At 67.2% G+C, this 22153-nt stretch carries 18 protein-coding genes; 12 read left to right on the forward strand and 6 right to left on the reverse strand.

Translation table 11 applies throughout. From position 1 onward, the window contains the following. Positions 1-134: 134 nt before the first annotated feature. The gene (locus tag ACOGI5_RS07370) at positions 135-1340 is read right to left on the reverse strand and encodes a hypothetical protein (RefSeq protein ID WP_419863775.1); all 1206 of its coding nucleotides are present in this window, start codon (positions 1338-1340) and stop codon (positions 135-137) included. Positions 1341-1429: 89 nt separating this feature from the next. On the opposite strand from ACOGI5_RS07370, the gene ACOGI5_RS07375 reads away from it, so the two are divergent. Both ACOGI5_RS07375 and ACOGI5_RS07380 read left to right on the forward strand, forming a co-directional pair. Further along, positions 1430-2107: a dienelactone hydrolase family protein gene (locus ACOGI5_RS07375; RefSeq protein WP_419863776.1), complete on the forward strand. Its 678-nt coding sequence runs from the start codon at positions 1430-1432 to the stop codon at positions 2105-2107. A gap of 105 nt (positions 2108-2212) precedes the next feature. After that, a complete protein-coding gene (locus ACOGI5_RS07380) occupies positions 2213-3805 on the forward strand; it encodes a M1 family metallopeptidase (protein ID WP_419863777.1) in 1593 nt (530 codons plus the stop codon). Here the strand turns inward: ACOGI5_RS07380 and ACOGI5_RS07385 are convergent. After that, complete coding sequence (locus ACOGI5_RS07385; protein WP_419863778.1) at positions 3789-4679, reverse strand: MaoC/PaaZ C-terminal domain-containing protein; 891 nt, start codon at positions 4677-4679, stop codon at positions 3789-3791. The two genes, ACOGI5_RS07380 and ACOGI5_RS07385, sit on opposite strands and share 17 nt — an antisense overlap. 70 nt (positions 4680-4749) lie before the next feature. Here ACOGI5_RS07385 and ACOGI5_RS07390 point away from each other — a divergent pair, with 70 nt between their 5' ends. The 3 genes from ACOGI5_RS07390 to ACOGI5_RS07400 are packed head-to-tail and all read left to right on the forward strand — an operon-like array spanning position 4750 to position 7987. Beyond that, complete coding sequence (locus ACOGI5_RS07390; protein ID WP_419863779.1) at positions 4750-5496, forward strand: lysophospholipid acyltransferase family protein; 747 nt, start codon at positions 4750-4752, stop codon at positions 5494-5496. Continuing rightward, a complete protein-coding gene (locus tag ACOGI5_RS07395; protein WP_419863780.1) occupies positions 5493-6770 on the forward strand; it encodes a CaiB/BaiF CoA transferase family protein in 1278 nt (425 codons plus the stop codon). Before ACOGI5_RS07390 ends, ACOGI5_RS07395 begins: the two co-directional genes overlap by 4 nt. Then, on the forward strand, positions 6770-7987 hold the full coding sequence (locus tag ACOGI5_RS07400; protein WP_419863781.1) for a CaiB/BaiF CoA transferase family protein: 1218 nt from the start codon (positions 6770-6772) through the stop codon (positions 7985-7987). Before ACOGI5_RS07395 ends, ACOGI5_RS07400 begins: the two co-directional genes overlap by 1 nt. A gap of 27 nt (positions 7988-8014) precedes the next feature. On the opposite strand, the gene ACOGI5_RS07405 is transcribed toward ACOGI5_RS07400, so the two are convergent. Next, complete coding sequence (locus tag ACOGI5_RS07405; RefSeq protein ID WP_419863782.1) at positions 8015-8758, reverse strand: helix-turn-helix domain-containing protein; 744 nt, start codon at positions 8756-8758, stop codon at positions 8015-8017. Positions 8759-8955: 197 nt separating this feature from the next. Here ACOGI5_RS07405 and ACOGI5_RS07410 point away from each other — a divergent pair, with 197 nt between their 5' ends. The 5 genes from ACOGI5_RS07410 (at position 8956) to ACOGI5_RS07430 (ending at position 15975) form a co-directional block, all read left to right on the forward strand. After that, entirely contained in the window at positions 8956-10068 is a 1113-nt protein-coding gene (locus ACOGI5_RS07410) for an LLM class flavin-dependent oxidoreductase (protein ID WP_419863783.1), read from the forward strand. Positions 10069-10208: 140 nt separating this feature from the next. Then, positions 10209-11060 carry an LLM class F420-dependent oxidoreductase gene (locus ACOGI5_RS07415; protein WP_419863784.1) on the forward strand — a complete coding sequence of 284 codons (852 nt, stop codon included), beginning with the start codon at positions 10209-10211 and terminating at the stop codon, positions 11058-11060. A gap of 17 nt (positions 11061-11077) precedes the next feature. Further along, positions 11078-12658 (forward strand): acyl-CoA carboxylase subunit beta, encoded by a 1581-nt coding sequence (locus ACOGI5_RS07420; protein ID WP_419863785.1) that lies wholly within the window; start codon positions 11078-11080, stop codon positions 12656-12658. 155 nt (positions 12659-12813) lie between these two features. After that, positions 12814-13515 carry an ABC transporter ATP-binding protein gene (locus ACOGI5_RS07425; RefSeq protein ID WP_419863786.1) on the forward strand — a complete coding sequence of 234 codons (702 nt, stop codon included), beginning with the start codon at positions 12814-12816 and terminating at the stop codon, positions 13513-13515. Between the two features lie 9 nt (positions 13516-13524). Further along, a complete protein-coding gene (locus ACOGI5_RS07430) occupies positions 13525-15975 on the forward strand; it encodes an FtsX-like permease family protein (RefSeq protein WP_419863787.1) in 2451 nt (816 codons plus the stop codon). On the opposite strand, the gene gluQRS is transcribed toward ACOGI5_RS07430, so the two are convergent. After that, positions 15944-16900, reverse strand: coding sequence for a tRNA glutamyl-Q(34) synthetase GluQRS (gluQRS, locus tag ACOGI5_RS07435; RefSeq protein WP_419863788.1), 957 nt, complete (start codon positions 16898-16900; stop codon positions 15944-15946). The genes ACOGI5_RS07430 and gluQRS overlap by 32 nt on opposite strands. Next, positions 16897-18108, reverse strand: coding sequence for a nitroreductase family protein (locus ACOGI5_RS07440; protein WP_419863789.1), 1212 nt, complete (start codon positions 18106-18108; stop codon positions 16897-16899). The genes gluQRS and ACOGI5_RS07440 overlap by 4 nt, the downstream gene beginning before the upstream one ends. A gap of 40 nt (positions 18109-18148) precedes the next feature. Between ACOGI5_RS07440 and ACOGI5_RS07445 the strand changes: the two genes are divergently transcribed. Both ACOGI5_RS07445 and ACOGI5_RS07450 read left to right on the forward strand, forming a co-directional pair. After that, the gene (locus ACOGI5_RS07445) at positions 18149-19795 is read left to right on the forward strand and encodes a hypothetical protein (protein ID WP_419863790.1); all 1647 of its coding nucleotides are present in this window, start codon (positions 18149-18151) and stop codon (positions 19793-19795) included. 32 nt (positions 19796-19827) lie between these two features. Beyond that, on the forward strand, positions 19828-20988 hold the full coding sequence (locus ACOGI5_RS07450) for a pyridoxal phosphate-dependent aminotransferase (RefSeq protein WP_419863791.1): 1161 nt from the start codon (positions 19828-19830) through the stop codon (positions 20986-20988). Between the two features lie 5 nt (positions 20989-20993). On the opposite strand, the gene ACOGI5_RS07455 is transcribed toward ACOGI5_RS07450, so the two are convergent. Continuing rightward, positions 20994-22136, reverse strand: coding sequence for an LLM class flavin-dependent oxidoreductase (locus tag ACOGI5_RS07455; RefSeq protein ID WP_419863792.1), 1143 nt, complete (start codon positions 22134-22136; stop codon positions 20994-20996). Positions 22137-22153 lie beyond the last annotated feature (17 nt).

Raw genomic sequence — 22153 nt, forward strand, 5'->3', positions numbered from 1 at the left:
CGCACGATATCTCAAGCCTCCCAGAACGACAGCATCGATTTTCTTGAACCCGGGCCACGAAACTGAGCGTCGAGGTCGCTGTTGCTTGGTGGCCAGTGGGCGACGTTGCCAGCGGTCCGCGGATCGAGGAGGTTTCAGGGCGTGTCGGTGACCAGGGTTCGGTGGTAGACGGCCCGCACGGCGAGCGCCTCGCGCAGCTCATCGGTCATGTCCTCGGCGAACTCTGAGCGGTAGCTGGAGTCGAGCACGACCGAGACGGCGAACTGCAGCCCGGAGAACAGCCCGATGAAGGCTGCCACCAGCACGAGCTGACGGCTGAAGAGCAGTTCCCCGCTCCAGAGCGGGAGACTCACCATCCACGAGTCCTCCCAGGTGAGCTGGCTCAACGTCGTCCACTGCAGCAGGGTGCTCTCTCGCACGGTGAACACGCCGAAGAGCACGTAGAAGCACGTGACGATCACCGCCACCAGAGCGATCTGGATGCTCTGGGCCACGAACAGCAGCAGGCTGACGTTGAATCGTGCCCGGCGTCCTAGGGGCGGTGAATCGGGTGCCGGGGAATCATCCGCTGGGACCAAGTTCGCGATAGGCGTCTCCGCACAACGAGAGCGCACATCGGCCCAGGACGAGAAGCGGGCCATGTCCACTGCAAGGCGCCGCACCGAGATGATGACGAACAGCGCCCCAACGGCCACGAGCAGCGCGGCGATCATCCCGAAGAACGGCAGCGTGAAGTCGTTCGCCACCTGCCACATCTCGGCATTCAGGAAGATGAACGCCGAGAACACCAGCAGGATCGGGAGCGACTTGGCCAGCAGCGTCATGACTTGGCCCACTTGACGCCACAGTTGGCCCACCGACCATCGCACCATCGGCAGCAGACCCCAGCTGGTCACGACGTAGGCGCCGACCAGCAGCACTGCGTTCAAGCCTGCGGCGAATGCGGCATCGACGATGACCGAATCGGACGATCCCAGACCGGCGAAGACGGCCCCGAGCACGAGGTAGGCCAGCACCTCCCAGATGCCGAACCGGTCGGGGAGTTGCCACAGACGTCGTCCCCGCAAGAGATTCACGAGCACCACGACGCCCGCCATCACCGCTAGGCCCACCACGAAGACGGCTGCTTGGGCCCACCCCGTCCAGCGGTCTCCGAACACGAAGAAGAATTCAATGAACACCACCAGCGCCAGGAATGGCGCGGCACGGGTGAGCACGTCGGCACTTGCGGAGTAGTCGTGAATCAGATGCGGCAGGCCTCTGCGGACGAACCACCGCTCGCAGCGGTGTCGCTCGGCGACGAGGTCATGCTCGCTGCCTGCTGCACCGACGTTCTCCATGGCGGAGCACCCTAGGAAACTCAGCCGAGCCAGCCAAGATCGCGGTGGCCATGACATCGACGGTGCAGGGGCCGCTAGACATTGGCGCCATGGGACAGACGATCGAGTTGACAGCTTCTGACGGCGTGACGTTCAGCGCTTACCGGGCCGAGCCTGCGGGGTCGCCGAAGGGCGGTGTCGTGGTCGTGCAGGAGATCTTCGGTGTGAACGACCACATCCGCAGCGTGGCCGACGGCTATGCGGCCGACGGCTACCTGGCGGTGGCGCCGGCACTGTTCGACCGTGTGCGGGGCGGCGTCGAGCTGGGCTACGACGCCGAGGGCATCGACGTCGGACGCAAGATCGCCTTCGACGACCTGACCGTGGATCAGGTCATGGATGACATCGCAGCAGCGGCTGATTGCGCCGCCGAGGGCGGCAAGGTCGGCATCGTGGGCTACTGCTGGGGCGGGTCGATGTGCTACGTGGCCTCAGCCCGCCTGGCCGACAAGATCGCCGCGGCGTCCGGCTATTACGGCGGGCAGATCATGCCGCACCTCGACGAGCGGCCCACCGCTCCGCTGCTGCTGCACTTCGGCACCGAGGACCATGGCATCCCCCTCGAGAACGTGCAGGCCATCGCCGAGCGCTGGGACCACATCGCCGTGCACATCTACGACGGCGCCGATCACGGATTCAACTGCGACGCCAGGGCCAGCTTCCATCCCGATGCGGCAGGCCTGGCCAAACAGCGCACCCTTGAACACTTTGCCGAACACCTGAGCTGAGCTGACGGTCCCGGTTGGGGTGTCTCCGGATGCCCATAAACCGAGCACCGGGGTGATGTCGCTGCGTCGGCTTCGTCTGCAAGAGTGACGCCGATGCGCAGATGGATGAAGACGGCCGTTCCAGCGCTTGCCGTTGCGCTGGCGTTCTCGGCGTGCAGCACCACCGATGACGAGCGTGGCGAAACAGCCTTGCCACCCCCGACGACGGCCGAGGTCGTGGTCGAAACGCCCACGGCAGCGACGTCTCCACTGACCACGACAGCGGCGCCCGCGCCTGCAACAACGGCACCAGCCGTCACCGAACCGGCTACCGCCTCGACGACAGTGGCGCCGCCGCCGGCAGAAGAGGAACCGGCCCCCCCGCCCGGCGCGGGCGCGGGCGACAGCTTTTACCCGTGGCTGGGCAATAGCGGCTACGACGTCACCCACTACGACCTCGTGCTCGAGGTCGATCCGGAGGCCAACGCCATCGACGGCATCACGACCGTCCACGCGGTGTCCACCGCTGAGCTCAAGACGATCTACCTGGACCTGTCCGGCCTTGAGGTCAGCGCGGTGAAGGTGGACGGCGTCGCAGCCGAGTTCTCGCGCGAGCGCACCGAGCTGATCGTGCAGCCCACTGCGCCGGTGCCCGCCGGCGTCGGCTTCACCGTGGAAGTGGCGTACTCCGGCGTGCCGGAGCGCATCGACGACCCAGGGGTGCCGTTCGTCCGGATCGGCTGGTTCAACCAGGACGGAGTGATCTACACCGCCAATGAGCCGTCGGGCTCGATGTCGTGGTTCCCGTCCAACAACCACCCGAGCGACAAGGCCACGTTCACGATCAGCATCACCGTGCCCGAGCACGTGACGGCCGCCTCGAACGGCCTGCTGGTGAGCGAGACGGTCGCCAGCGGGCGTCGAACTGCGACGTGGCACACGGACGACCCCATGGCCACGTACTTGGCTGCTGTGTACATCGGCGAGTTCGATCGTCATGAACAGGAGACCCGGGAAGGTCTGTTGATTCGCGACTACATCCCCAGCTCATTGACCGACGAGCAACGTCAGGCGACGCTCGATGCCCTGTCGGTCACGCCCGGCGCCATAGCGTTCTTCGAGGGGCTGCTCGGGCCGTACCCGTTCGATGCCTACGGCACGCTCGTGCTGCCGTTCAGCATCGGCTTCGCCATGGAGAACCAGACGCTCTCGCTGCATGGCAACCAGACGCTGATCCCGCTGATCATCGCCCACGAGCTGGCGCACGCGTGGTTCGGCAACTCGGTGTCGCCGGGGGACTGGAGCGACATCTGGCTCAACGAGGGTTTCGCGCACTACCTGGCCTTCCTGTACCTGGCCGACTACGGGGGCCACGACATCGGCGCGTTGATGGCCGGTGAGCTGCAGGCTGCACGGGGCGCGAATGCCGTGCCGCCTGGCAGCGTCACCGTGGAGCAGCTCTTCGACTTCCCCTCCGTGTACCAGCGATCCACGCTGACCCTGCATGCCCTGCATCGCCATCTCGGCGATGAGACGTTCTTCGAGATCGTCCGGCACCACTACCGGCAATCAGCCGGGGGCAGCGCAACCACGCCCGACTTCATGGCGATCGTGGCGCACCTCGGCGGACCCGAGGCAGTGGCCCTGCTCGTCTCGTGGCTCTACAGCCCCGAGATGCCGTCCACCCTCGACAAACCGTCCTCTAGCTCAGGAGAATGACACCCCGGTCCACGGCGGGGCCGCCTTCGGCGTTGAGCACGTCGAAGCGCACGGCGCGGGTCGCTGGGCCGAAGTCGGTAACCGGGAATTCGTCCCAGATGCGCACCGTGATGGTCGACGGCATGAGCACCATGGCGCGGAAGCGGCAGACGATGCGGCGCACCCTCGACGGGTCGCGGTCGGCGACGGCGTCGACGACAGCCGAGACACCCAAAGCCAGCGTCGCGGTTCCGTGCAGGATGATGCCCGGCAGCCCCGCCTTGCGGGCAACGGCCGCGTCGGTATGGATCGGATTCCAGATGCGGGCGCACTCGGTGTAGCTGTGCGCGGCGCCGTGCGCAACGGGCACGGGGATCTCCATGAGCGGCTCAGCGGGCAGCTCGCCGAAGTCCGGCTCTGCAGGTGCATCAGCATCGGGCCTGTCGCCCCCGGCGGTATCGACGTTGAGGTACATGCCGCCTTGGTAGGTCGTCGCCACTGGCTCTCCATCGGCATCGACCGTGTCGATGCGCATGGTCTGGAACGTGCCCGGCTTTCGCTGCTCGACGCCGGAATACGTCAGGCTCGACCTCAGGCGGTCACCCGGGCGCACCAACCGGTGAACCGTCAGGTCGTGCGTGGCGTGCACCGAGCGCCGGACCTCGTCGGGCGCGATGCCCCAGCGGTCCGAGACGTCACGGCCCGCCACGATCACCGGCCACTCCGGGCACACAGCGAACATCGGGTGAGCCACCACTCCGTCATCGGCGAGCGTGTCGAAATAGCAGTCGTGGGTGTCGCCGAGCGAGGCCGCATATGCCATCGTCCAGCGTTCGTCGACGTCATGGTCGATGGGTCCGATCGTCTCGCCCACCATGTCTGAAGGAACCGGCATGACGCGCAGCGTAGTGACATTGCGGATTCTGGATCGTCGCGGATCGCATGCGAGAGGCCAGAATCTCTGTGTGGCGCGACAGTCCAGCAGATGGAAGCTGCGCGGCCCCGGGGGGTTGCTGGCCGATGACGGCTTTGCCGGATACTGGGCGTGGCGGGCGGCGCGGGGACTTATACGCATCTTGCTGTTTCGGATGTACCGGGTGCGCGCCACAGGTCAGGAGCGCTTGCGGGCGAGCGGCACCTTGATCTATGCGCCGGTTCACCGCAGCCACCTCGACGGTCCCCTCATCGGCGGCCTCACACATCGCCGAGTGCGCTACCTGGGCAAGGAGGAACTCTTTCGTCCCAAGCCGCTCGGCTGGTTCATGCGTTCCATCGGCACGTTTCCGGTGCGGCGCGGCGAGGCTGACCTCGACGCGATGCGTGGGGCGCTCGGTCTGCTGAACGACGGCGAGGCCATGCTGGTCTTCCCGGAAGGAACACGCCAGCCCTCCGACGACATCGGCCCCGTGTTCGATGGCACGGCATGGCTGGCGGCGAAATCGGGGGCGCCGGTGCTGCCAGTGGGCATCGCGGGTACACGCGAAGCGATGCCGAGCGGCGCCAAGTTCCCGAAGCGCACGCAGGTCGCGATCGTGGTGGGGGAACCGCTCGCCCCGCCGACAGGGCCTGACGGCGGCCGTGCCCGGCGACCGGACATGACAGCGTGGACGGCAACCCTGCGGGAGGCGCTCGAGGACTGCCAGCAGCGCGCGCGGGCGCTGGCCAACGAACCCGGCCGTGCACGCACGCCGATGCGCGACCTGGTGCCGTGATCGGGCCGGATCACCGCCCGCCTGTTTGGCCGAAGCCTGAGCCGGGAGCCCTCGCGGGCATCCGAATCTGCGACTTCACCGGCCAGCTCGCCGGGGCGGGTGCCACCAAGATCCTGGCCCAGCTGGGCGCGGAGGTCATCCGCATCGAAGATCCCGTGCGGCAGGGCCGCTGGGACATCCTGCGAGGCACCCAGCCCTTCGTCGGCGAGCACCGCGGCATCGAGGCCGGAGGCTCGTTCAACAATCACAACGCCGGGAAGCTCGGCATCACGCTCAACCTGCGGGACGACCGGGCGAAGGACCTGCTGCGTGAGCTGGTGGCCGAGAGCGATGCGGTGACGGAGAACTTCGCCGCGGGTGTGATGGAACGGCTCGGCTTCGGTTACGAGGCCTTGCGGGCTGTCAAGCCCGACATTGTCTACGTGTCGAATTGCGGGTTCGGCGCCGACGGACCGTATGCCAGCTTCCGCTCATGGGGACCGATTGCGCAGGCCGTGTCCGGCTTGACGTTCCAGTCGGGCCTGCCCGACCTGCCACCGGCAGGCTGGGGCTACTCGTTCATGGATCACACGGGCGCCTACTACATGGCGATGGCGATCCTGATGGCGCTCTACCACCGTCGTCGCACCGGCGAGGGCCAGTGGGTGGACCTGGCGTGCATCGAAGCCGCAGGGACGCTGCACGGCGCTGCCTCGCTGGACTTCACCGTCAATGACCGCCCCGCCCGCCGCGACGGCCTGCCGAACAGCAACCGGTGCCAGTCGCCGGCCATGGCACCGCACGGAATCTGGGCCTGCGATGGCGACGACCAGTGGGTGGCAATTGCCGTCCGCAACGACGGGGACTGGGAGCGCTTGGCCGAAGCGCTGGGCGAGCCGTGGGCTGCCGATGAGCGCTGGGTGCGGCTGGCCGGACGGCTGGCCCACGAGGGCGAGCTGGAGCGGCTGATCGGGGAGTGGACTGCGCACCGCGACAAGCACGAGATCGCCGAGCTGCTCGTTGCTGCCGGCGTGCCTGCCGCACCAGTGCTGCGACCGAGCGAGCGCATCGACAGCGACCCGCGTACGAGCGACTGGGGCATGTGGGTCACCGTCCCGCACAGTGAAGTGGGCGACACCCGGGTCGAAGGGCTGCCGGTCCGCCTGTCCGAGACCGACTGGGCCATCGGCCGCGCTGCGCCATGCCTCGGCGAGGACAACCGGTACGTACTCGGTGATGTGCTGGGCCACAGCGACACTGAGATCGCCCAGCTCGAAGCGGACGGCGTCATCTGATGACGGGCGCAGGCGGTGCGAGGCCGCTCGACGGCCTGCGCGTGGTCGAGCTGACCTCGCAGCGATGCGCGCTCGCAGGGAAACTGCTGGCGGACATGGGCGCTGACGTGATCGTGGTGGAGCCGCCAGGCGGCTCGCCGATGCGCGGCCACGAGCCATTCGCCGGCGATCAACCCGACCCCGAGGGCGCCTTGTGGTGGTGGCACTACAACACGTCGAAGCGCTCGGTGGTGGTCGACCTCGACTCCGCGGCAGGCGCAGCCGACTTTCGTCGATTGGTCAGCACCGCCGACGCCGTCATCGAGGCGGAGCCGCTCGGTCGCCTCGACGCGCTCGGATTGGACTGGGGCCAGCTCGGAAGGCCAAATCAAGGCCTCATCTGGGTGTCGATCACCCACAACGGTCGCGACCGACCCGACCCCCCGGCCACCGACTTGACGGTGCTGGCCGAGGGCGGACCGGTGTGGTCCTGCGGCTATGACGACCACACGCTCCCGCCCGTGCGGGGCGGGGGAAATCAGGGCCTGCACATGGCGAGCCAGTACGCAGTCGTCACGTTGATGGCGGCGCTCATGTGGCGCGAGCACTCGGGCCGCGGCCAGCTCATCGAGGTGTCCATGCTCGCTGCTGCGAACGCCACCTGCGAGTTCGCGACTTACTTCTGGCTGAATCAGCAGATCGACGTGCAGCGCCAGACGGGCCGCCACGCACTGCCGCAGATCAGCGAGCCGACGCAGGTGCAGTGCGCGGACGGCCGGTGGCTCAACACCGGCGTGCCGCCCCGGCGAGGCCCCGAGTTTGCGGCGCTGGCCACGTGGGTCGCTGAGCTCGGGCTCATGGAGGAATGCCCGTACGCAGAGCTGCTCCGGCTTGGCGAGAGCTACGAGCAGATCGACATCCTCCACCTTGACGCCGATCCGCTCGGCGCCGAGGTCTTCGGTGCGGGACGCGACACGGTCAACTTCCTGGCCGAACGGCTCGGAGCGCATGAGCTGTTCGTGGGCCTGCAGTCGATCGGTCTCGCCTGCGGGATCGTGTATTCGCCCGAGGAAATGCTGGCCGACGAGCACTTCGTGACCCGCGGTTTCCCCGTCGAGATCGATCACGACGGGACCGCGGTGACCTACCCGGGCGCGCCCTACAAGTTCTCAGCCACGCCGTGGCGCGCAACCCGCGCGCCGCGATTGGGCGAGCACCAAGACCTGCTCGCCAAGTGACAGATACGACGCTGCGCTGAGCCCCCGCTACTCGTCAGGGTTGTGAAAGCGAGCGGCCTTGGCCAGCTCGCGGACCTCGGCGCGCTCGTCTGGCGTCAGGCACTCGAAGTCGGGTGCGTGCAGCTTGTCGGTGAGCGACTCGATCTCGTCGCGTGCATCAGCGAGGTGGCTGACGTCGGGATAGGGCTTGGGCCAACCGAAGAACTCGGCGTTCCACTCGCCCGCCGGGCCCGACAGGATCGCCTCGAGCGGGCCCATGCCCAGCGCTTGCACTGCGACAGCGTGACGGCCAAAACGCAGCTCCCGCATGATCTGGGCCATGAAGAAGCCGTGCGCCGGTCCTCCGGCGGGGGGCCGGGGCATGTCTCGCCAGCCGACAAACGTCGGTGCGCCTTGGGGGACAGCAGCGTCCACGACCCGCTCGAGCAACTCGCCCAAGCGCCCGGCGCCTTCCATCCCGGCGAGCCGCTTCTCGCCGTACTCGGTGCAGATGTCCGCCCAGATCAGCGCCCCTTGCGACGGCTTCATGACCGCACGGCCCGCTTCGGTCGCCGAGCGCATGGTGTCGGGATTCCAGAAGAACGCTGCTGCGACCACGTTGTCAACAGGGCACTCGCCGAGCACGCCCAGCCGGCCGGTTGCGTACGCTCCCAGGCCCTCTGCCATGCCGCGCTGCGCTGCCTTCTCCAGCGTGGACGGGTCCATCAACCAGTCCATTGCCAGCATTCCCACTGAGCCGCGCATGCTGCGCGCTACCGCCGTCGTCTCCATGACTGAGTTCCTCCGGTGTGCTCCTGCTTCGAGTCGGCCTGACGCTAACCGCACGGCCCCCGGCCGTGCATGGCTCGTCGCGTCCAGCCCAGCGCCCTGTTTGCCGCCGTGGAATCGCAACGGCCGCGGCGTGGCGGGAATCTGCCTAACATTAGATTTTGGCCCCGAGATCGGCGGCCGGACCCAGGGGGCACGTCATGCACGTCGGTTATTCGGCCGTCTTCCAGAACCCGGAGAATGCACTCTCGGACCGTGAGGTCTGGGAGCAGGAGATCCGCATGGTCGAGGAAGCCGAGGATCTCGGTTTCGACTCGATCTGGACGGTGGAGCACCACTTCACCGACTACACGATGTGCCCCGACCCGGTGCAGTTCCTGACCTGGGTGGCCGGCAAGACCAATCTTCAGCTCGGCACTGCGGTGATCGTGCTGCCGTGGCACGACCCGATGCGCGTCGCCGAGCAGGTGACCGTGCTGGACAACCTTTCCGACGGCCGGCTCATCCTGGGAATCGGGCGCGGCTTGGCGCGGATCGAGTACGAGGGCTTCCGGGTGGACATGAACTCCAGCCGGGAGCGCTTCCTGGAGTACGCCAAGATGCTCATTGAGGGTCTCGAGCAGGGATACGTGGAGCACGACGGCGACTTCGTGCAGCAGCCCCGCCGCGAGATTCGCCCCCGGCCCGAGCACTCCTTCAAAGGTCGCACCTATGCCGCGGCTGTTTCGCCCGAAGGCATGCCGCTCATGGCACAGCTCGGCATCGGTCTGCTGGTGATCCCCCAGAAGCCCTGGGAGATCGTCGAGGCCGACTTCGCCGCATACCACGGCGAATGGGTCAAGCATCACACCGCACCGCCGCCCCCGCCGCTGTCGGGCGGATTCTGCTTCGTTGACACCAAGGCCGACCGTGCCGAGGAGAAGGCGATGGAGCACATCTGCAACTACTACGGCACGGTCATGAAGCACTACGAGTTCGGCCCCAAGCGGCCGCACGAGGGCGTCAAGGGCTACGAGTTCTACGAGGGCATTTCCAAGTACATCGATCGTCACGGCGCGCGTGGCGCTGCCGAGGACTTCGCCCGCCTGATGCCGTTCGGCACGCCCGATCAGGTGCTCGAGAAGATCCAGGTCATCAGGGACAAGATCGACATGGCGGCCTTCTTCCCGAACCTGAGCTTTGCCGGCATGACCTGGACCGAGGCCCGCCGCAACCGCGACCTGTTCGCCACCGAGGTGCTGCCCGTGCTCAAGGAGTGGGACACCCCGCCGGTCGGCCTCGCTGCCACCGAGCTGGCCACCGCCGCCGCGTAGCAAACCTGGGCGGGCCGAGTGTCCGCGTACGCCACACCTGACTTGGGGCCCGAAAGCTCTCTCAACGGGAACGCACTGCGCTCATCGGCCATGATGTTCGCCGCCGCGTCATCCGGGCGCGGCGGACCGGGGGTTCCCAGATGAGATTCGGCCTGATCTCCGCAAACTTGATGGGCAATGTCGATGGCGCTGCGGCGCAGGAGACAGCCCAGACTGCTGAGGAGGTCGGCTTCGACTCGCTGTGGGCGATCGAGCATGTGGTCGTGCCGAAGTCGTACAGCTCCACCTATCCCTACGACGAAGGGGGGCGCCTGTTCAAGGGCGCCAGCCAGCTCGACCACTCGGACCCGCTCATCTGGCTGGCGTACGCCGCCGCGGTGACGTCACGCATCCGGCTGGCCACGGGCATCCTCATCCTGCCCCAGCGCAATCCGCTGATCCTGGCGAAGGAGATCGCTTCGCTGGATCGTCTGTGCGGCGGACGCTTCGACTTCGGCATCGGCGTGGGCTGGCTGCGTGAGGAATTCGAGGCGCTGGGCGTGCCCTTCGACCGCCGCGGTGCCCGCACCGACGAGTACATCGAGGCGCTGCGGGTGCTGTGGACCGAAGACGAAGCCGAGTTTCACGGCGAGTTCGTGGACTTCGACCCGGTGTACAGCCAGCCCAAGCCCGTCCAGCAGCCGGTGCCGATCCTGGTGGGCGGCCACAGCGACCGGGCGGCGCGGCGCGCCGGACAGCTCGGCGACGTGTTCTTCCCGGCCGAACGGCCGGCGGAGGTGCTGGCGGAATTGTTCGAGTCCGCCCGCCGGTACGCCGAGGACGCGGGGCGCGACCCGGGCGAGGTGGAGATGTGGACAACCGGTGCCACCGACCGTTCCCACCTCGATCAGCTCGTCGAGCTCGGCGTCAGCCAGGTGATGGTGCCGGGGCGGCGGCCGCCCCAACTCGGCGAGACCTATGGGCAGATCCTCGCTGACTACGCGGACGCATAGAGGGAAGGAGACGAGCGATGGCTGAATACGGCGACGGCGACGCAATCAGCAACGAAGAGCGTGCAGCCGACTTGCACGCCCGGGCCGACGTCATCCGGCGAGACATGGGCGGCGCGTCGAAGGTCCGCGCCATGAATGAAGAGGGCGACCGGACCATCCGTCAGCACATCGACGCGCTGCTGGACCCCGGAACGTTTCGCGAGGTCGGCACGTTCAGCCGCTCGATCCGGCCGGAGATGCGCGACATCACCCCCGGAGACGGCAAGGTCGGCGGCCACGGCGAAGTCGACGGGCGCCCCGTGACGGTCTTCGGCGACGACATCACCGTGCTGCGCGGATCGAGCGCGATCGTCGGAACCCGCAAGGAGTCCCGGTTGTACGACCGCGCACTCACCATGGGCATTCCCATCGTGCACTTCGGAGAGACAGGCGGCGGCCGCATTCCCGACCTGATGGGCTCGGAGGGAATCTCCGAGCCGGGCGCCATGTTCGAGATGGCGCAGCGACGTCACCGCGTGCCGATGGCCACCATGATCTGCGGCCAGTCCTTCGGCGGCTCGTCGTTCCTGTCGGCCATGAGCGACTACGTCGTCATGGTGCGCGGCTCGTGCCTGGCAGTCACCTCGCCGAAGGTATTCGAGATCGCCACTGGCGAAGTGATCTCATTCGAGGACGTGGGCGGCGTGGATGTGCACTCCCGCATCACCGGGCAGATCGACCTCGGCGTCGAAACCGACGAGGAGGGGTACGCGGCCATCCGGCGATGGCTGTCGTTCATGCCGACGAACGCCTGGGAGCCGGCGCCGCGGGCCGAACCATGCGGCGATGACGGTCCCGACCCCGAACTCGGCAAGTTGGTGCCGGCCCGCCGCACCCGGGGTTACGACATGCGGCGGGTGGTGGCCCGCATCTGCGACCCGGGGTCGGTCTTCGAGATGCAGCCGAACTACGCCCGCAACATCGTCTGCGCGCTGGCCCGTCTTGACGGCTACCCGGTGGGCGTCATCGCCAACAATCCGATGTTCTCCGCTGGCACGCTCGACCCGCAGGCCTGCCACAAGGTCATCCGGCTCGCGACCGTATGCGACTCGTACAACATCCCGATGGTCTTCCTCGTGGACGTTCCCGGATTCATGGTGGGCAAGCGCGTCGAGCACGACCTGATGCTGCACTGGGGCATCCGCATGATGCACGCGCTGCAGAACGCGTCCGCGCCGACGCTGACCGTGTGCCTGCGCAAGGCATTCGGGATGGCGTGGCAGGCCATGAACGGCTCCCGAATGCCGAGCCATGGCATCTACTGCTGGCCCGGCGCCGAGATCGGCTTCATGGATCCCGAGGTCGGCGTCAACGTGGCATTCGGATCGAGGCTGGGTCGGATCGCCGATGCCGACGAGCGTGAGGCCGAGCGCCTCAAGCTCGTGGCGGAAGTGGCCGAGGCCACCAACCCCTACGAGGCCGCAGGCACCATGCGCATCGACGAGATGATCGACCCTGCCGACACCCGCCGCGTGCTCATCTCCGACATCCGGATGCTGGCCAACCGCTCGGTGCCGCCGCCTGAGCAGCGGCCGCTCAGCTACTGGCCGAGTTGCTGAGTCAGCTGCCCGCTGGGGTCCTCGTGGCGTAACCCATCTGCGAGCGAGCCCGCAGTAGTGTCTCCGGGGGAGTGTCGAGCGACCGCGCGGTCGTTGACGAGGCGCAGTAGTTCCAGCCACTATCGACATCGCTGACGACCGAGGAGTTCCGAGCCGTGATCGATCTCGAAGGCGTCACCAAGCACTATGAGGTCGGTCCAGTGCTGGTGACGGCGCTGGCCGGCATCGACCTGCACGTCGACACCGGTGAGTTCGTCGTCGTCCTCGGTGCGTCCGGCAGCGGCAAGACCACGACGCTCAACATCATCGGTGCCCTCGACGTGCCGTCATCCGGCAAGGTGGTCGTCGGGGGACGCGACCTCACCACAGCAAGCCGCAGCGAGCTATTTGCGCTGCGGCGTGAGACGGTCAGCTTCATCTTCCAGAGCTTCAACCTCTTCCCCGGCCTGACCGCAACCGAGAACGTCGAGTTCGGCATGGACGTCTCCGGCAAGAGCGGTTCGGCTAGTCCGGCCGACATTCTTGATTCCGTCGGCCTCGGCCACCGCTTGGGGCACTTTCCGCATGAGCTCTCGGGCGGCGAGCAGCAGCGGGTGGCGATCGCTCGAGCACTGGCCACCGGCAACCCGGTGCTGCTCGCGGACGAGCCCACGGGCGAGCTGGACTTCAAGACCGGCGCCCAGATTCTCGAATTGCTCGCCGATCAGGCGAACCAGGACAGGGCAGTGCTGGTGGTGACGCACAACCGCGAGATCTCCCGGATGGCCGATCGCGTCGTGGAGATGAGCAGCGGGGAGATCATCAGTGATGGACCGCCAGAGGGCGGCAAGACCCCGCTGTCCGAGCTGCGCTGGTAGGCCCCGGGCATGAAGCTCCTCCGGCTGCGGTGGTCGCTGCGGGACGCGCGTAGGCGCTGGATCCAGATCGTCGCTATCGGCTTCACGCTCGCGATCGGCATCGGGCTGTACGCGGGGCTCTCGAGCGTGACGCAGTGGCGCCTCGTCTCCATTGACAAGAGCCTCGAGGCCACCCGCATGTACGACCTGCGGGCCACGGTCAGCGAGGGCGGGGACGTGCCGACCGGCTCGCTCGCCCGCATTGCCAGCGAGATCGACGGCATCGACCGATACAACGAACGTCTCCTGTTCGACACCCAGGTCGAAACCGTCGCCGGCGGCGAGGAACTGCTGGTGCATGGGCGCATCGTGGGCATGGACGTCTCGGGAAGCGAACCGGTGGTCAACGACGTCTACCTGATCGACGACTCTGCCCGTCCGGCGTCAGGAACCGCAACACCGCAGGTGCTGGTCACCAGGAGCTTCGCCACTTTCTGGGACCTGCCGACGAGCGGCACGCTGACTGTCGGCGGCGATATCGACGTGGACTACGTCGGCGCTGCCGTGTCACCCGAATTCTTCCTGATCATCGAGGGGAACGGGTCGCTCGGCAAATCCAACCTTGCCGTGCTGTTCGCCCCGCTGGCTGCCGCGCAGGACATCTCGGGCCGCACCGGTGCCGTCAACGATCTCGTGATGACCCTGGAGCCCGGTGCAGACGCTGCGGCGGTGACCGCCCAGCTCGTCGAAGCCGCGGCGTCGCAGGACGGTGTGCTGCTCGATGTCCTCACCCGCGAGGCCACGCCGTCGTACATCGGCTTGACCGGCTCGCCCGAGATCGACCAGGGCATCTACAACGCCATCTCGCTCCTGCTCTTCGTGGGCGCAGCATTCGCTGCGCTGAACTTCTCCGCGCGCATGGTCGAAGCGCAGCGCCGGGAGATCGGCAATTCCATGGCGGTCGGGGAGCGTCCCCGGTCGATCGTCATCCGGCCGTTGCTGATCGGCCTGCAGATCGGCATCATCGGCATGATCCTGGGCGTCATCGTCGGCTACGCCATTGCGTTGCAGACGGTGAGCGTCGTGCAGGAGGTCGCGTGGCTGCCGATCTTCGAGCAGCCCTTCCAAGCTGGGATCTACGGGCAGGCCATGGCGCTCGGGTTCGCCGTGCCGGTGCTTGCCGTGCTCTGGCCCGTCGTGCGCGCCGTCCGGGTGAAGCCAGTCGACGCGATCCGCTCGAGCCACCTGTCATCGCGGGGCGGGAGCCTCGGGCCCATCATCAGCCGCATCCCCTTGCCCGGCCGCAGCCTCGAGCGAATGCCGTTCCGCAACCTGATGAGGGCCCCCCGCCGGACCTTCCTGACGCTGCTGACCTTCACCATGAGCCTCGCGATCATGTTCGCCATGCTGGGGCTGGGCAGCACGTTCACGACCACGCTCGACGACGGCAACGAAGAACTGCTCGGCGGCGAGCCCGACCGCTTCACCGTGCAGCTGGACTCCCTCTACCCGGTGAACTCACCGCAGGTCCAAGATGTGCTCGCCAATCCGACGGTGCAATCGGGCGAGGCGGCCATGGTGCTGGGGGCCAATGTCACCGCTGCCGAGCCGGGCGGAAGCGTCGACGAGGCCCTCCAGCTCGATCTCGCAGTTCGCTTTGTCGACTTTGGCAGCACCGTGTGGACGCCGACCGCGACGCAGGGTTCGCTGTCTCGGGGAGCGCCTGGCATCGTGCTCGCCGACAAGGCCGCCCGCGACCTCGGCGTGGGGATCGGCGACGACGTCGTCGTGACGCATCCAGCGCTCGTCGACGGAGCGTTCACCCACAGCACTCGCATACTGCAGGTCGATGCGATCCATCCGCATCCGTTGCGGCTCAACGCCTATATGGATCTCTCGCAGACCTCGACGTGGGGCTTCGGCGGTCTCGCCAACATCGTGACCGGTGTGCCGGCTGACGGCAGCAGCCTCAACGACGTGAAGCGGTCGCTCTTCGGCAGCGGCAGCGGCGTGTCCTTGGTGCAGGGCCTGGGCGAGACCTTCCAGTCCTTGGAGGATTCGCTGCAGCAATCCCAGGGCGTGTTCTTCATCACGCGGATCTTCGTGATCTTCCTCGTGATGCTGATCGCGTTCAACACCGCCAACATCAGCGTGGACGAGCGCTCCCGGGACCATGCGACGATGTTCGCCTACGGGATTCCCGTGCGACGGGTGATCGCGAATCTCTCGGTGGAGGGACTGCTGCTGGGCGTGGTTGCCGTGGTGCTCGGCGGTCTGTTTGGCTACGCCATATTGCTGTGGATGGCGCTGTTCCAGATGCCAGCGGCGATTCCCGACATCGGCATGATCGTGTCGGTGAGCTGGTGGGAGATGGCGCTGTCGTTCGTGTTGGCGCTGGCTGCCATCGCGTTGGCGCCGGTGTTCCCTGGGCGCAAGCTGAAGAACATGTTCATTCCTGGGCAGCTGCGGGTGATGGAGTAGGGGGCTCGTAGACCCAAGGTTGTCGTGGGAGCGATGCCGGATCGAAGTGCTGGCCGACCATGTCAAGGTCCTCGACGGACTCCACGCGTTCGAATCCGAGGCTCGCCAGCAGCAGGTTGAGCACGTCCAATGGCGTCTCGCCGAGTGCCAACCGATCCGACAGTGTGACCGCGCCGTCGCGTTTGGCCAGTCGTTGGCTTTGCGGATTGAGCACGAGTGGCACGTGGGCGTATGTGGGTGGATTGAGGCCCAGCAGGTGTGCGAGGTGCACCTGGCGTGGGGTTGACGGCAGCAGGTCGTCGCCACGCACGATCTCGGTCACGCTTTGGGCGGCATCGTCCACAACCACTGCGAGGTTGTAGGCAGGGGTACCGTCGCCGCGTTGGAGCACGAAGTCATCGACGATGCCCCGGTAGTCGCCGAGTTGGCGGTCGGCGACGGTCAGCTCCGTAGGCCCGACGCCGTCGGCACCGGCCCGCAGCCGAAGCGCCGGGGGTCGACCACTCGCACGCTTGCGTTCGCGTTCGGCACGTGACAGCCGCCTGCAGGTGCCGGGGTAGGCGCCTTCGGGTGAGGGTCCGTGCGGGGCTGCTGCGGCTTCGGCGATCTCGCGCCGGGTGCAGAAGCACTCGTAGGTGAGATCGCGCTGGCGCAGGTCCGCAATGGCGTCGCGGTACAGGTCCAAGCGGTCGCTCTGGCGGACCGGTTCTCCGTCCCAGTCGAGGCCGAGCGCAGCTACGTCGCGCAGCTGCGAGTCATAGAACTGGGGTCGTACGGCACCGTCGAGATCCTCGAACCGCCACAGAAACTGTCCGCCTGCCGAGCGGGCGAAGAGCCAGGCCAGCAGCGCGGTTCGCAGATTTCCCAGATGCAGGTCGCCGGTCGGGCTCGGGGCCCAGCGGCCGACTGTCGAGGCTGGGCTCAAGCGCTGCCCTCGGCGAGCGCCTTGATGCCCTCGATGCAGCGCGTCATGTTGGCCAGATGCTCGTCTTGGCGGCGGGACAGGATGCGAGGCTCCTTGTCGGGCATCGCCGTGATGGCCATCGTGAGGCCGGACTCGCCCGGACCGATCCGCACCGTGTGGCGCAGGCGGCAGCGCTGGCCGTGCAGCACGTCGATCTCGTAGCGCCAGCGGGCGCCGGCAACCTCTTCGGTCTCACCTGTTGCCCAGCCGAAGAGGACATTCGGCTCGTACTCGGTGACGGTGAGATCGATGTTCCACTCGCCGATGGCGGGATGCTGGTTGTGGCCGATGAATTTGGCGCCTTGTGCGGGACCGTCATAGCCGGGCGCCCACTCGGCGCGCACGAATTCCTCGGAGAAGTCGGCCCCGGCGTTGATGTCGCTGACGATCTCCCACACTCGTTCGGCGGGTGCGTCGATATCGATCTCCACGGTGGCACCAGGGCCCTCGCCCAGTGATCGGGCCGTCGATTCTTCGCCACGGGCCTCCCAGGTGCGACCCCAGCCGTCCACGTAGGCGATCTCATTGGCGCGCCGGCGAGGCACCGAGCCGAACTCGGTGCCCTTCGACCATGCCAGGGGCAGCAGTGCCACCGGCGTGACCCCCTCGGGGATCCCGAGTACGTCGCGCAGCTCGTCCTGTTTGTTGAGAATCGCTGTCGTCCATGCCGTAGCGAGGCCGCGGGCACGAGCTGCAAGGCAGAAGCTCCACGCCGACTGCAGCACCGAGTCGAACAGCCCTGGCTTGCCGCTGTCGTCGTGGACTCCCCACACGCAGGGAATGACGATGACCGGCACCTCGGCCAGATGTTCCGCGAGGTGGAAGGCCGACTTCATCACCTGTTCCATCGGGTGCCCGGTGCCCGCCGTGGCGTCGCGCCCTCGCTGCATGAACGCGCCGACGACCGAGTTGTACATGTCGCCGACGGCCTGACGCTGGGCCGGGTCCCGGATCAGCAGCCACCGCCGGCTGGCCTGGTTGCCGCCGCCGGGTCCCTGCTCGGCCACGTCGATGCAGTCGAGCACGAGGTCATGCGGGACATCGCGTTCGAGATCCAGCCGCAGCCGCACCGAGCGAGTGGTCGACAGCACGCCGTCGACCGAGGCGAGGTCGACAGCGGCGGTGTCATAGCGGGCGGGGACATGGGGGTTCAGCTCTGGTGTCGGCATGCCGCCAGTATTGCCGTCTCGGTCAATAGTTTCTCCGAGCGTGACGAGACCCCCACCGTCCGCCAAGCGCGCACCTGTCGCCGGTCCCAGGCCGGTGCATCGGGATGGCCCTCGGCCGATCACGGCCGGCGCGGTGCTCGCCACGGCCGTTCTCGCCCTGCTCGCGTACGGCTGTCTGCCCAGCACTCTGGAGGCGGAGGAAACGGCCGAGCCTGCCGCTTCGGCCCAAGCGGATGCTGGCGCGGCTGCCGCGACCGCGGCTCCTGCGGCGTCGGCGACTTCCGAAGTGCTCGAGCCTGCTGCGACGGTTCGCGACTGTTCGCCGCGGGACCCAGAGAAGGACCTGGCGATCGATACCGCTGATGCAGTGCTCGGGAGCGTCCAGGTATCGCGCGCGCTCTACGACTGTGCCGACGAGATCGGTCTGGCGTTCGCCTACGACTCTGAGGCGATCCTCACGCTGGCTGCACGCGGGATCGGTGGACCCCTGCTGCTGATCGAGTCGTGGTCAGAGCCCGAGCCGATGACGGAGATACAGCGCCTCGCGCCGCAGCGGATCGTGGCCGCAGGCTTCAACGAGCAGCGCCTCTCCCAACGGCTTCCCGGCTTCGACGTCGAGTGGGTGCCCGTCAGTCCGACCGCAGTGCTGCCGTATCGAGCTGCTCCCCCCGAGCGGGTGTGGATCGTCGGCGATGCCGAACAAGCGGCGGTGTTCGGGTCCCTCGGGAGTCAGATCGAGGCTGCCGCGTTGAGCGTGGTCATGGGCGACGACTTGCGGGCTCTGCCTCCGGCCGATCGCGCGATGCTGCGCGATGCCTCGCAGGTGGAGCTGCATGCGGATCTTGGCCCCGACGCGGCGTGGCAGCTGGAGGTCGTCCGTCGTGGCGACGAAGTGCCGGGCGGCGGCCTGCTCATGTTCGAGCCCGGACGCCCTCGCCGCCTGGTGGCCATGTACGGCCACCCGGCGACATCGCAGCTCGGTGTGCTGGGAGAGCAGGATCCGTCTGAGGGCATAGCGCGCTTGGCGTCGATCGCGGAGGGCTACGACGCTGACGGATCGGACGTAGTGCTCGCGTTCGAGATCATCGCCACCGTTGCCTCTGCGCGAGCCGGCCGCGACGGCGACTACTCCAACGAAACCGCTCTCGACGACATCAGGCCGTGGATCGAGGCAGCGGCCGCCAACGACATGTACGTGGTGCTGGACCTGCAGTCAGGGCGGACCGATTTTCTGACGCAGGCCAAGCACTATGAGGAATTCCTGCGACTCCCGCATGTGGGGCTAGCGCTCGACCCCGAGTGGCGGTTGCGGCCCGGCGAGGTGCATCTGCAGCAGATCGGCTCGGTCGACGCGGCCGAGATCAACCAGGTGGTGCGGTGGCTGGCCGGCCTCGTCCGTGAGGAGGCCCTGCCTCAGAAGCTGTTGATCCTGCACCAGTTCCGCTTCTCCATGATCACCAACCGCGAGCTCATCGAGACGCCAGCAGAACTCGCAGTGATGATCCACATGGACGGGCAGGGCCCGATCAACACGAAATTCAGCACGTGGAAGGCGTTGACCGGCGAGCCAGACGCCCACCGCTTCTACTGGGGCTGGAAGAACTTCTACGACGAAGACTTCCCCACACCCACTGCGGACCAGGTACTCGCCCAGACACCGTCGCCGTTGTTCGTCTCGTACCAGTAGCGCCCCCAGACTGAGCCTCTAGCCTCCGCGACATGGCACGGCTGCCGTACCTGAGTTCGCGCCTGCAGGGCTACCAGTCGACGATCTTCGCCGAGATGTCGGCGCTGGCGGTGCGGACCGGTGCCATCAATCTGGGCCAGGGTTTTCCTGACACCGACGGGCCGACCGAGGTGCTGGAGGCGGCGGTCGCAGCGATACGCAGCGGCACTGCGAACCAGTACCCGCCGGGCATCGGCATTCCGGAACTGCGGCACGCAGTCGCCCGGCACCAGAAGCGCTTCTGGGGCATGGACGTCGATCCGGACAGCGAGGTGCTCATCACGGCTGGTGCGAGCGAGGCGTTGGCGGCCAGCATCTTGGCGCTGACCGAGGTAGGCGACGATGTGCTCACCTTCGAGCCCTGGTATGACCTGTACGGCGCTGTGATCTCCATGGCAGGTGCCGTGCGGAAGGTGGTCACGCTTCGCCCGCCGGACTACGGGTTCGATCCGGACGAGTTGGCGGCGGCAGTGACGCCGCGCACCCGAATGCTGGTGCTCAACAGCCCGCACAACCCGACCGGCAAGGTGTTCAGCCGGGCAGAGTTGGAGGCCATCGCGGAAGTGGCCATCGAGCGAGATCTGATCGTGGTCACCGACGAGGTGTACGAGCACTTGGTGTTCGACGGCGAGCACATCCCCATCGCGACGCTGCCGGGCATGGCCGACCGCACCGTCACCATCTCCAGTGGTGGCAAGACCTTCGCCGTGACCGGTTGGAAGATCGGCTGGGTCTGCGCCCGCCCGGAGCTGGTAGCGGCAGTTCGCACCGCCAAGCAATGGCTGACCTACGTCAGCGGCGGGCCGTTTCAGCATGCGATTGCCGCCGGGCTGGACCTGGGCGACGACTACTTCACGGCCCAGGCCGATGATCTGCGGGCCAAGCGGGACCGGCTGTCGGCGGGCCTGCGCTCGGCTGGTCTCGAGGTATTCGAGCCGTCTGGCACCTATTTCATCACTGCCGACATCCGCTCGATCGGCCACGACGACGGCATCGAGTTCTGCTGGGGCCTGCCCGAGCGGATCGGCGTCGCGGCGGTGCCCAACGTGGTCATGTACGACAACGTCCACGAGGGCCGCCACCTCGTCCGCTTCGCCTTCTGCAAGCAGCACGACGTCCTCGATGCCGCCATCGAACGCCTCCAGACGCTGTAGCTGATTCAGGAACCGGCTCGCAGGGGAGCGATGACGCCCTCGGCGAACTCGTTGAGCATCGCCAGCTCTTGATCCTGGGTGAAGTAGCCGACGTGGTGCCACAGGAAGAACTCGGTGACGCCGAACTCCTCGTGCAGCGAGGCCACGTGGTCGAGTTCTTCTTCCCGGCTGCCTCGCCACACGCGCCCCATCGGCACCACGTAAGGCGGGGCGTTGTACGCCCAGTTGAACAGCTCCTCGAAGCCGTCATAGAGGTCTGCGCCCTCGGCAGGCGTGCGGCCCATCGTGAGGTGGCCGCCGATCGCCAGCGCATCGGCTGCCGTGGTGTCGCGCCCCGACTTGTGCGCCTCTTCGAGATAGATGTCGAGCGCCGTGCCGATGAAGCTCTGCCGCTCGGGGGCCACGAAGCTGACCATCTTGCCGCCCTCGCGGGCCCAGAACTTCGACGTCTCCATGCTGTAGCTGAACGGCGCATACACCGGCGGGTGCGGCTGCTGCAGCGGTCGGGGCACGATGCCGATCTCGCGCAGGGTCTTGTTCTCGTCGACCGCGGTGGGATCGAAGTCGTCCGTCGGCGGGAAGTGCCATTCCAGCTCGGGCGGGGCCTGCCAGAACTCGCCTCGGATCGACACCTTGTCCTGGGTCCACAGCGACTTCACCAGGTGCCAGTTCTCGTAGAGGGCCCGGCGGCTTCGCTGGTCGGTTTCCGACTTGTCGGATTCGGTGGAGGTGATGCCGAGGTGCTGGCCGAACGTGCCGGTCCAGCGCGGCGTGTTGCCGCGAGTGAAGCCCACGAAGGTGCGCCCGCCGGTGAAGTGGTCGAGCATGGCGATGTTCTCGGCGAGCTGGATCGGGTTGACGGCGGTGAGGTTCATGCCGAGCTGGCCCACCCGCATCCGCTCGGTGTGCTGGGCCACGAAGTAATCCCAGAACAGCGGGTTGGTGGTGGTCTCGATGCCTTCCACCTGCATGTGCTGCTCGGTCATGGCGAAGCCGTCGTAGCCGACCGACTCGGCGAACTGCATCTGGGTCCGGATGTGATCCATGAGGGTCTGCCAGCGTTCGGGCATCGACCCGGCCAGGCCGATCTGCTCGCCGCGACGGCGCATGTACGGCACCACGAGGATCGTGAAGCGGAAGTCAGTCATGGGGACTCGGGGCCCTT

Origin of the sequence: Candidatus Poriferisodalis sp. (assembly GCF_965208925.1) — a bacterium.
Classification (GTDB): Bacteria; Actinomycetota; Acidimicrobiia; order Acidimicrobiales; family Poriferisodalaceae; genus Poriferisodalis.

Excerpts from the sequence above, each read along its gene's own strand:
- ACOGI5_RS07410 (WP_419863783.1), top strand. The coding sequence starts at position 8,956 with ATGCACGTCGGTTATTCGGCCGTCTTCCAGAACCCGGAGAATGCACTC.
- ACOGI5_RS07415 (WP_419863784.1), top strand. The coding sequence starts at position 10,209 with ATGAGATTCGGCCTGATCTCCGCAAACTTGATGGGCAATGTCGATGGC.
- ACOGI5_RS07450 (WP_419863791.1), top strand. The coding sequence starts at position 19,828 with ATGGCACGGCTGCCGTACCTGAGTTCGCGCCTGCAGGGCTACCAGTCG.
- ACOGI5_RS07440 (WP_419863789.1), bottom strand. The coding sequence starts at position 18,108 with ATGCCGACACCAGAGCTGAACCCCCATGTCCCCGCCCGCTATGACACC.
- ACOGI5_RS07420 (WP_419863785.1), top strand. The coding sequence starts at position 11,078 with ATGGCTGAATACGGCGACGGCGACGCAATCAGCAACGAAGAGCGTGCA.
- ACOGI5_RS07370 (WP_419863775.1), bottom strand. The coding sequence starts at position 1,340 with ATGGAGAACGTCGGTGCAGCAGGCAGCGAGCATGACCTCGTCGCCGAG.
- ACOGI5_RS07385 (WP_419863778.1), bottom strand. The coding sequence starts at position 4,679 with ATGCCGGTTCCTTCAGACATGGTGGGCGAGACGATCGGACCCATCGAC.
- ACOGI5_RS07380 (WP_419863777.1), top strand. The coding sequence starts at position 2,213 with ATGAAGACGGCCGTTCCAGCGCTTGCCGTTGCGCTGGCGTTCTCGGCG.
- ACOGI5_RS07455 (WP_419863792.1), bottom strand. The coding sequence starts at position 22,136 with ATGACTGACTTCCGCTTCACGATCCTCGTGGTGCCGTACATGCGCCGT.
- ACOGI5_RS07375 (WP_419863776.1), top strand. The coding sequence starts at position 1,430 with ATGGGACAGACGATCGAGTTGACAGCTTCTGACGGCGTGACGTTCAGC.
- ACOGI5_RS07405 (WP_419863782.1), bottom strand. The coding sequence starts at position 8,758 with ATGGAGACGACGGCGGTAGCGCGCAGCATGCGCGGCTCAGTGGGAATG.
- ACOGI5_RS07400 (WP_419863781.1), top strand. The coding sequence starts at position 6,770 with ATGACGGGCGCAGGCGGTGCGAGGCCGCTCGACGGCCTGCGCGTGGTC.
- ACOGI5_RS07430 (WP_419863787.1), top strand. The coding sequence starts at position 13,525 with ATGAAGCTCCTCCGGCTGCGGTGGTCGCTGCGGGACGCGCGTAGGCGC.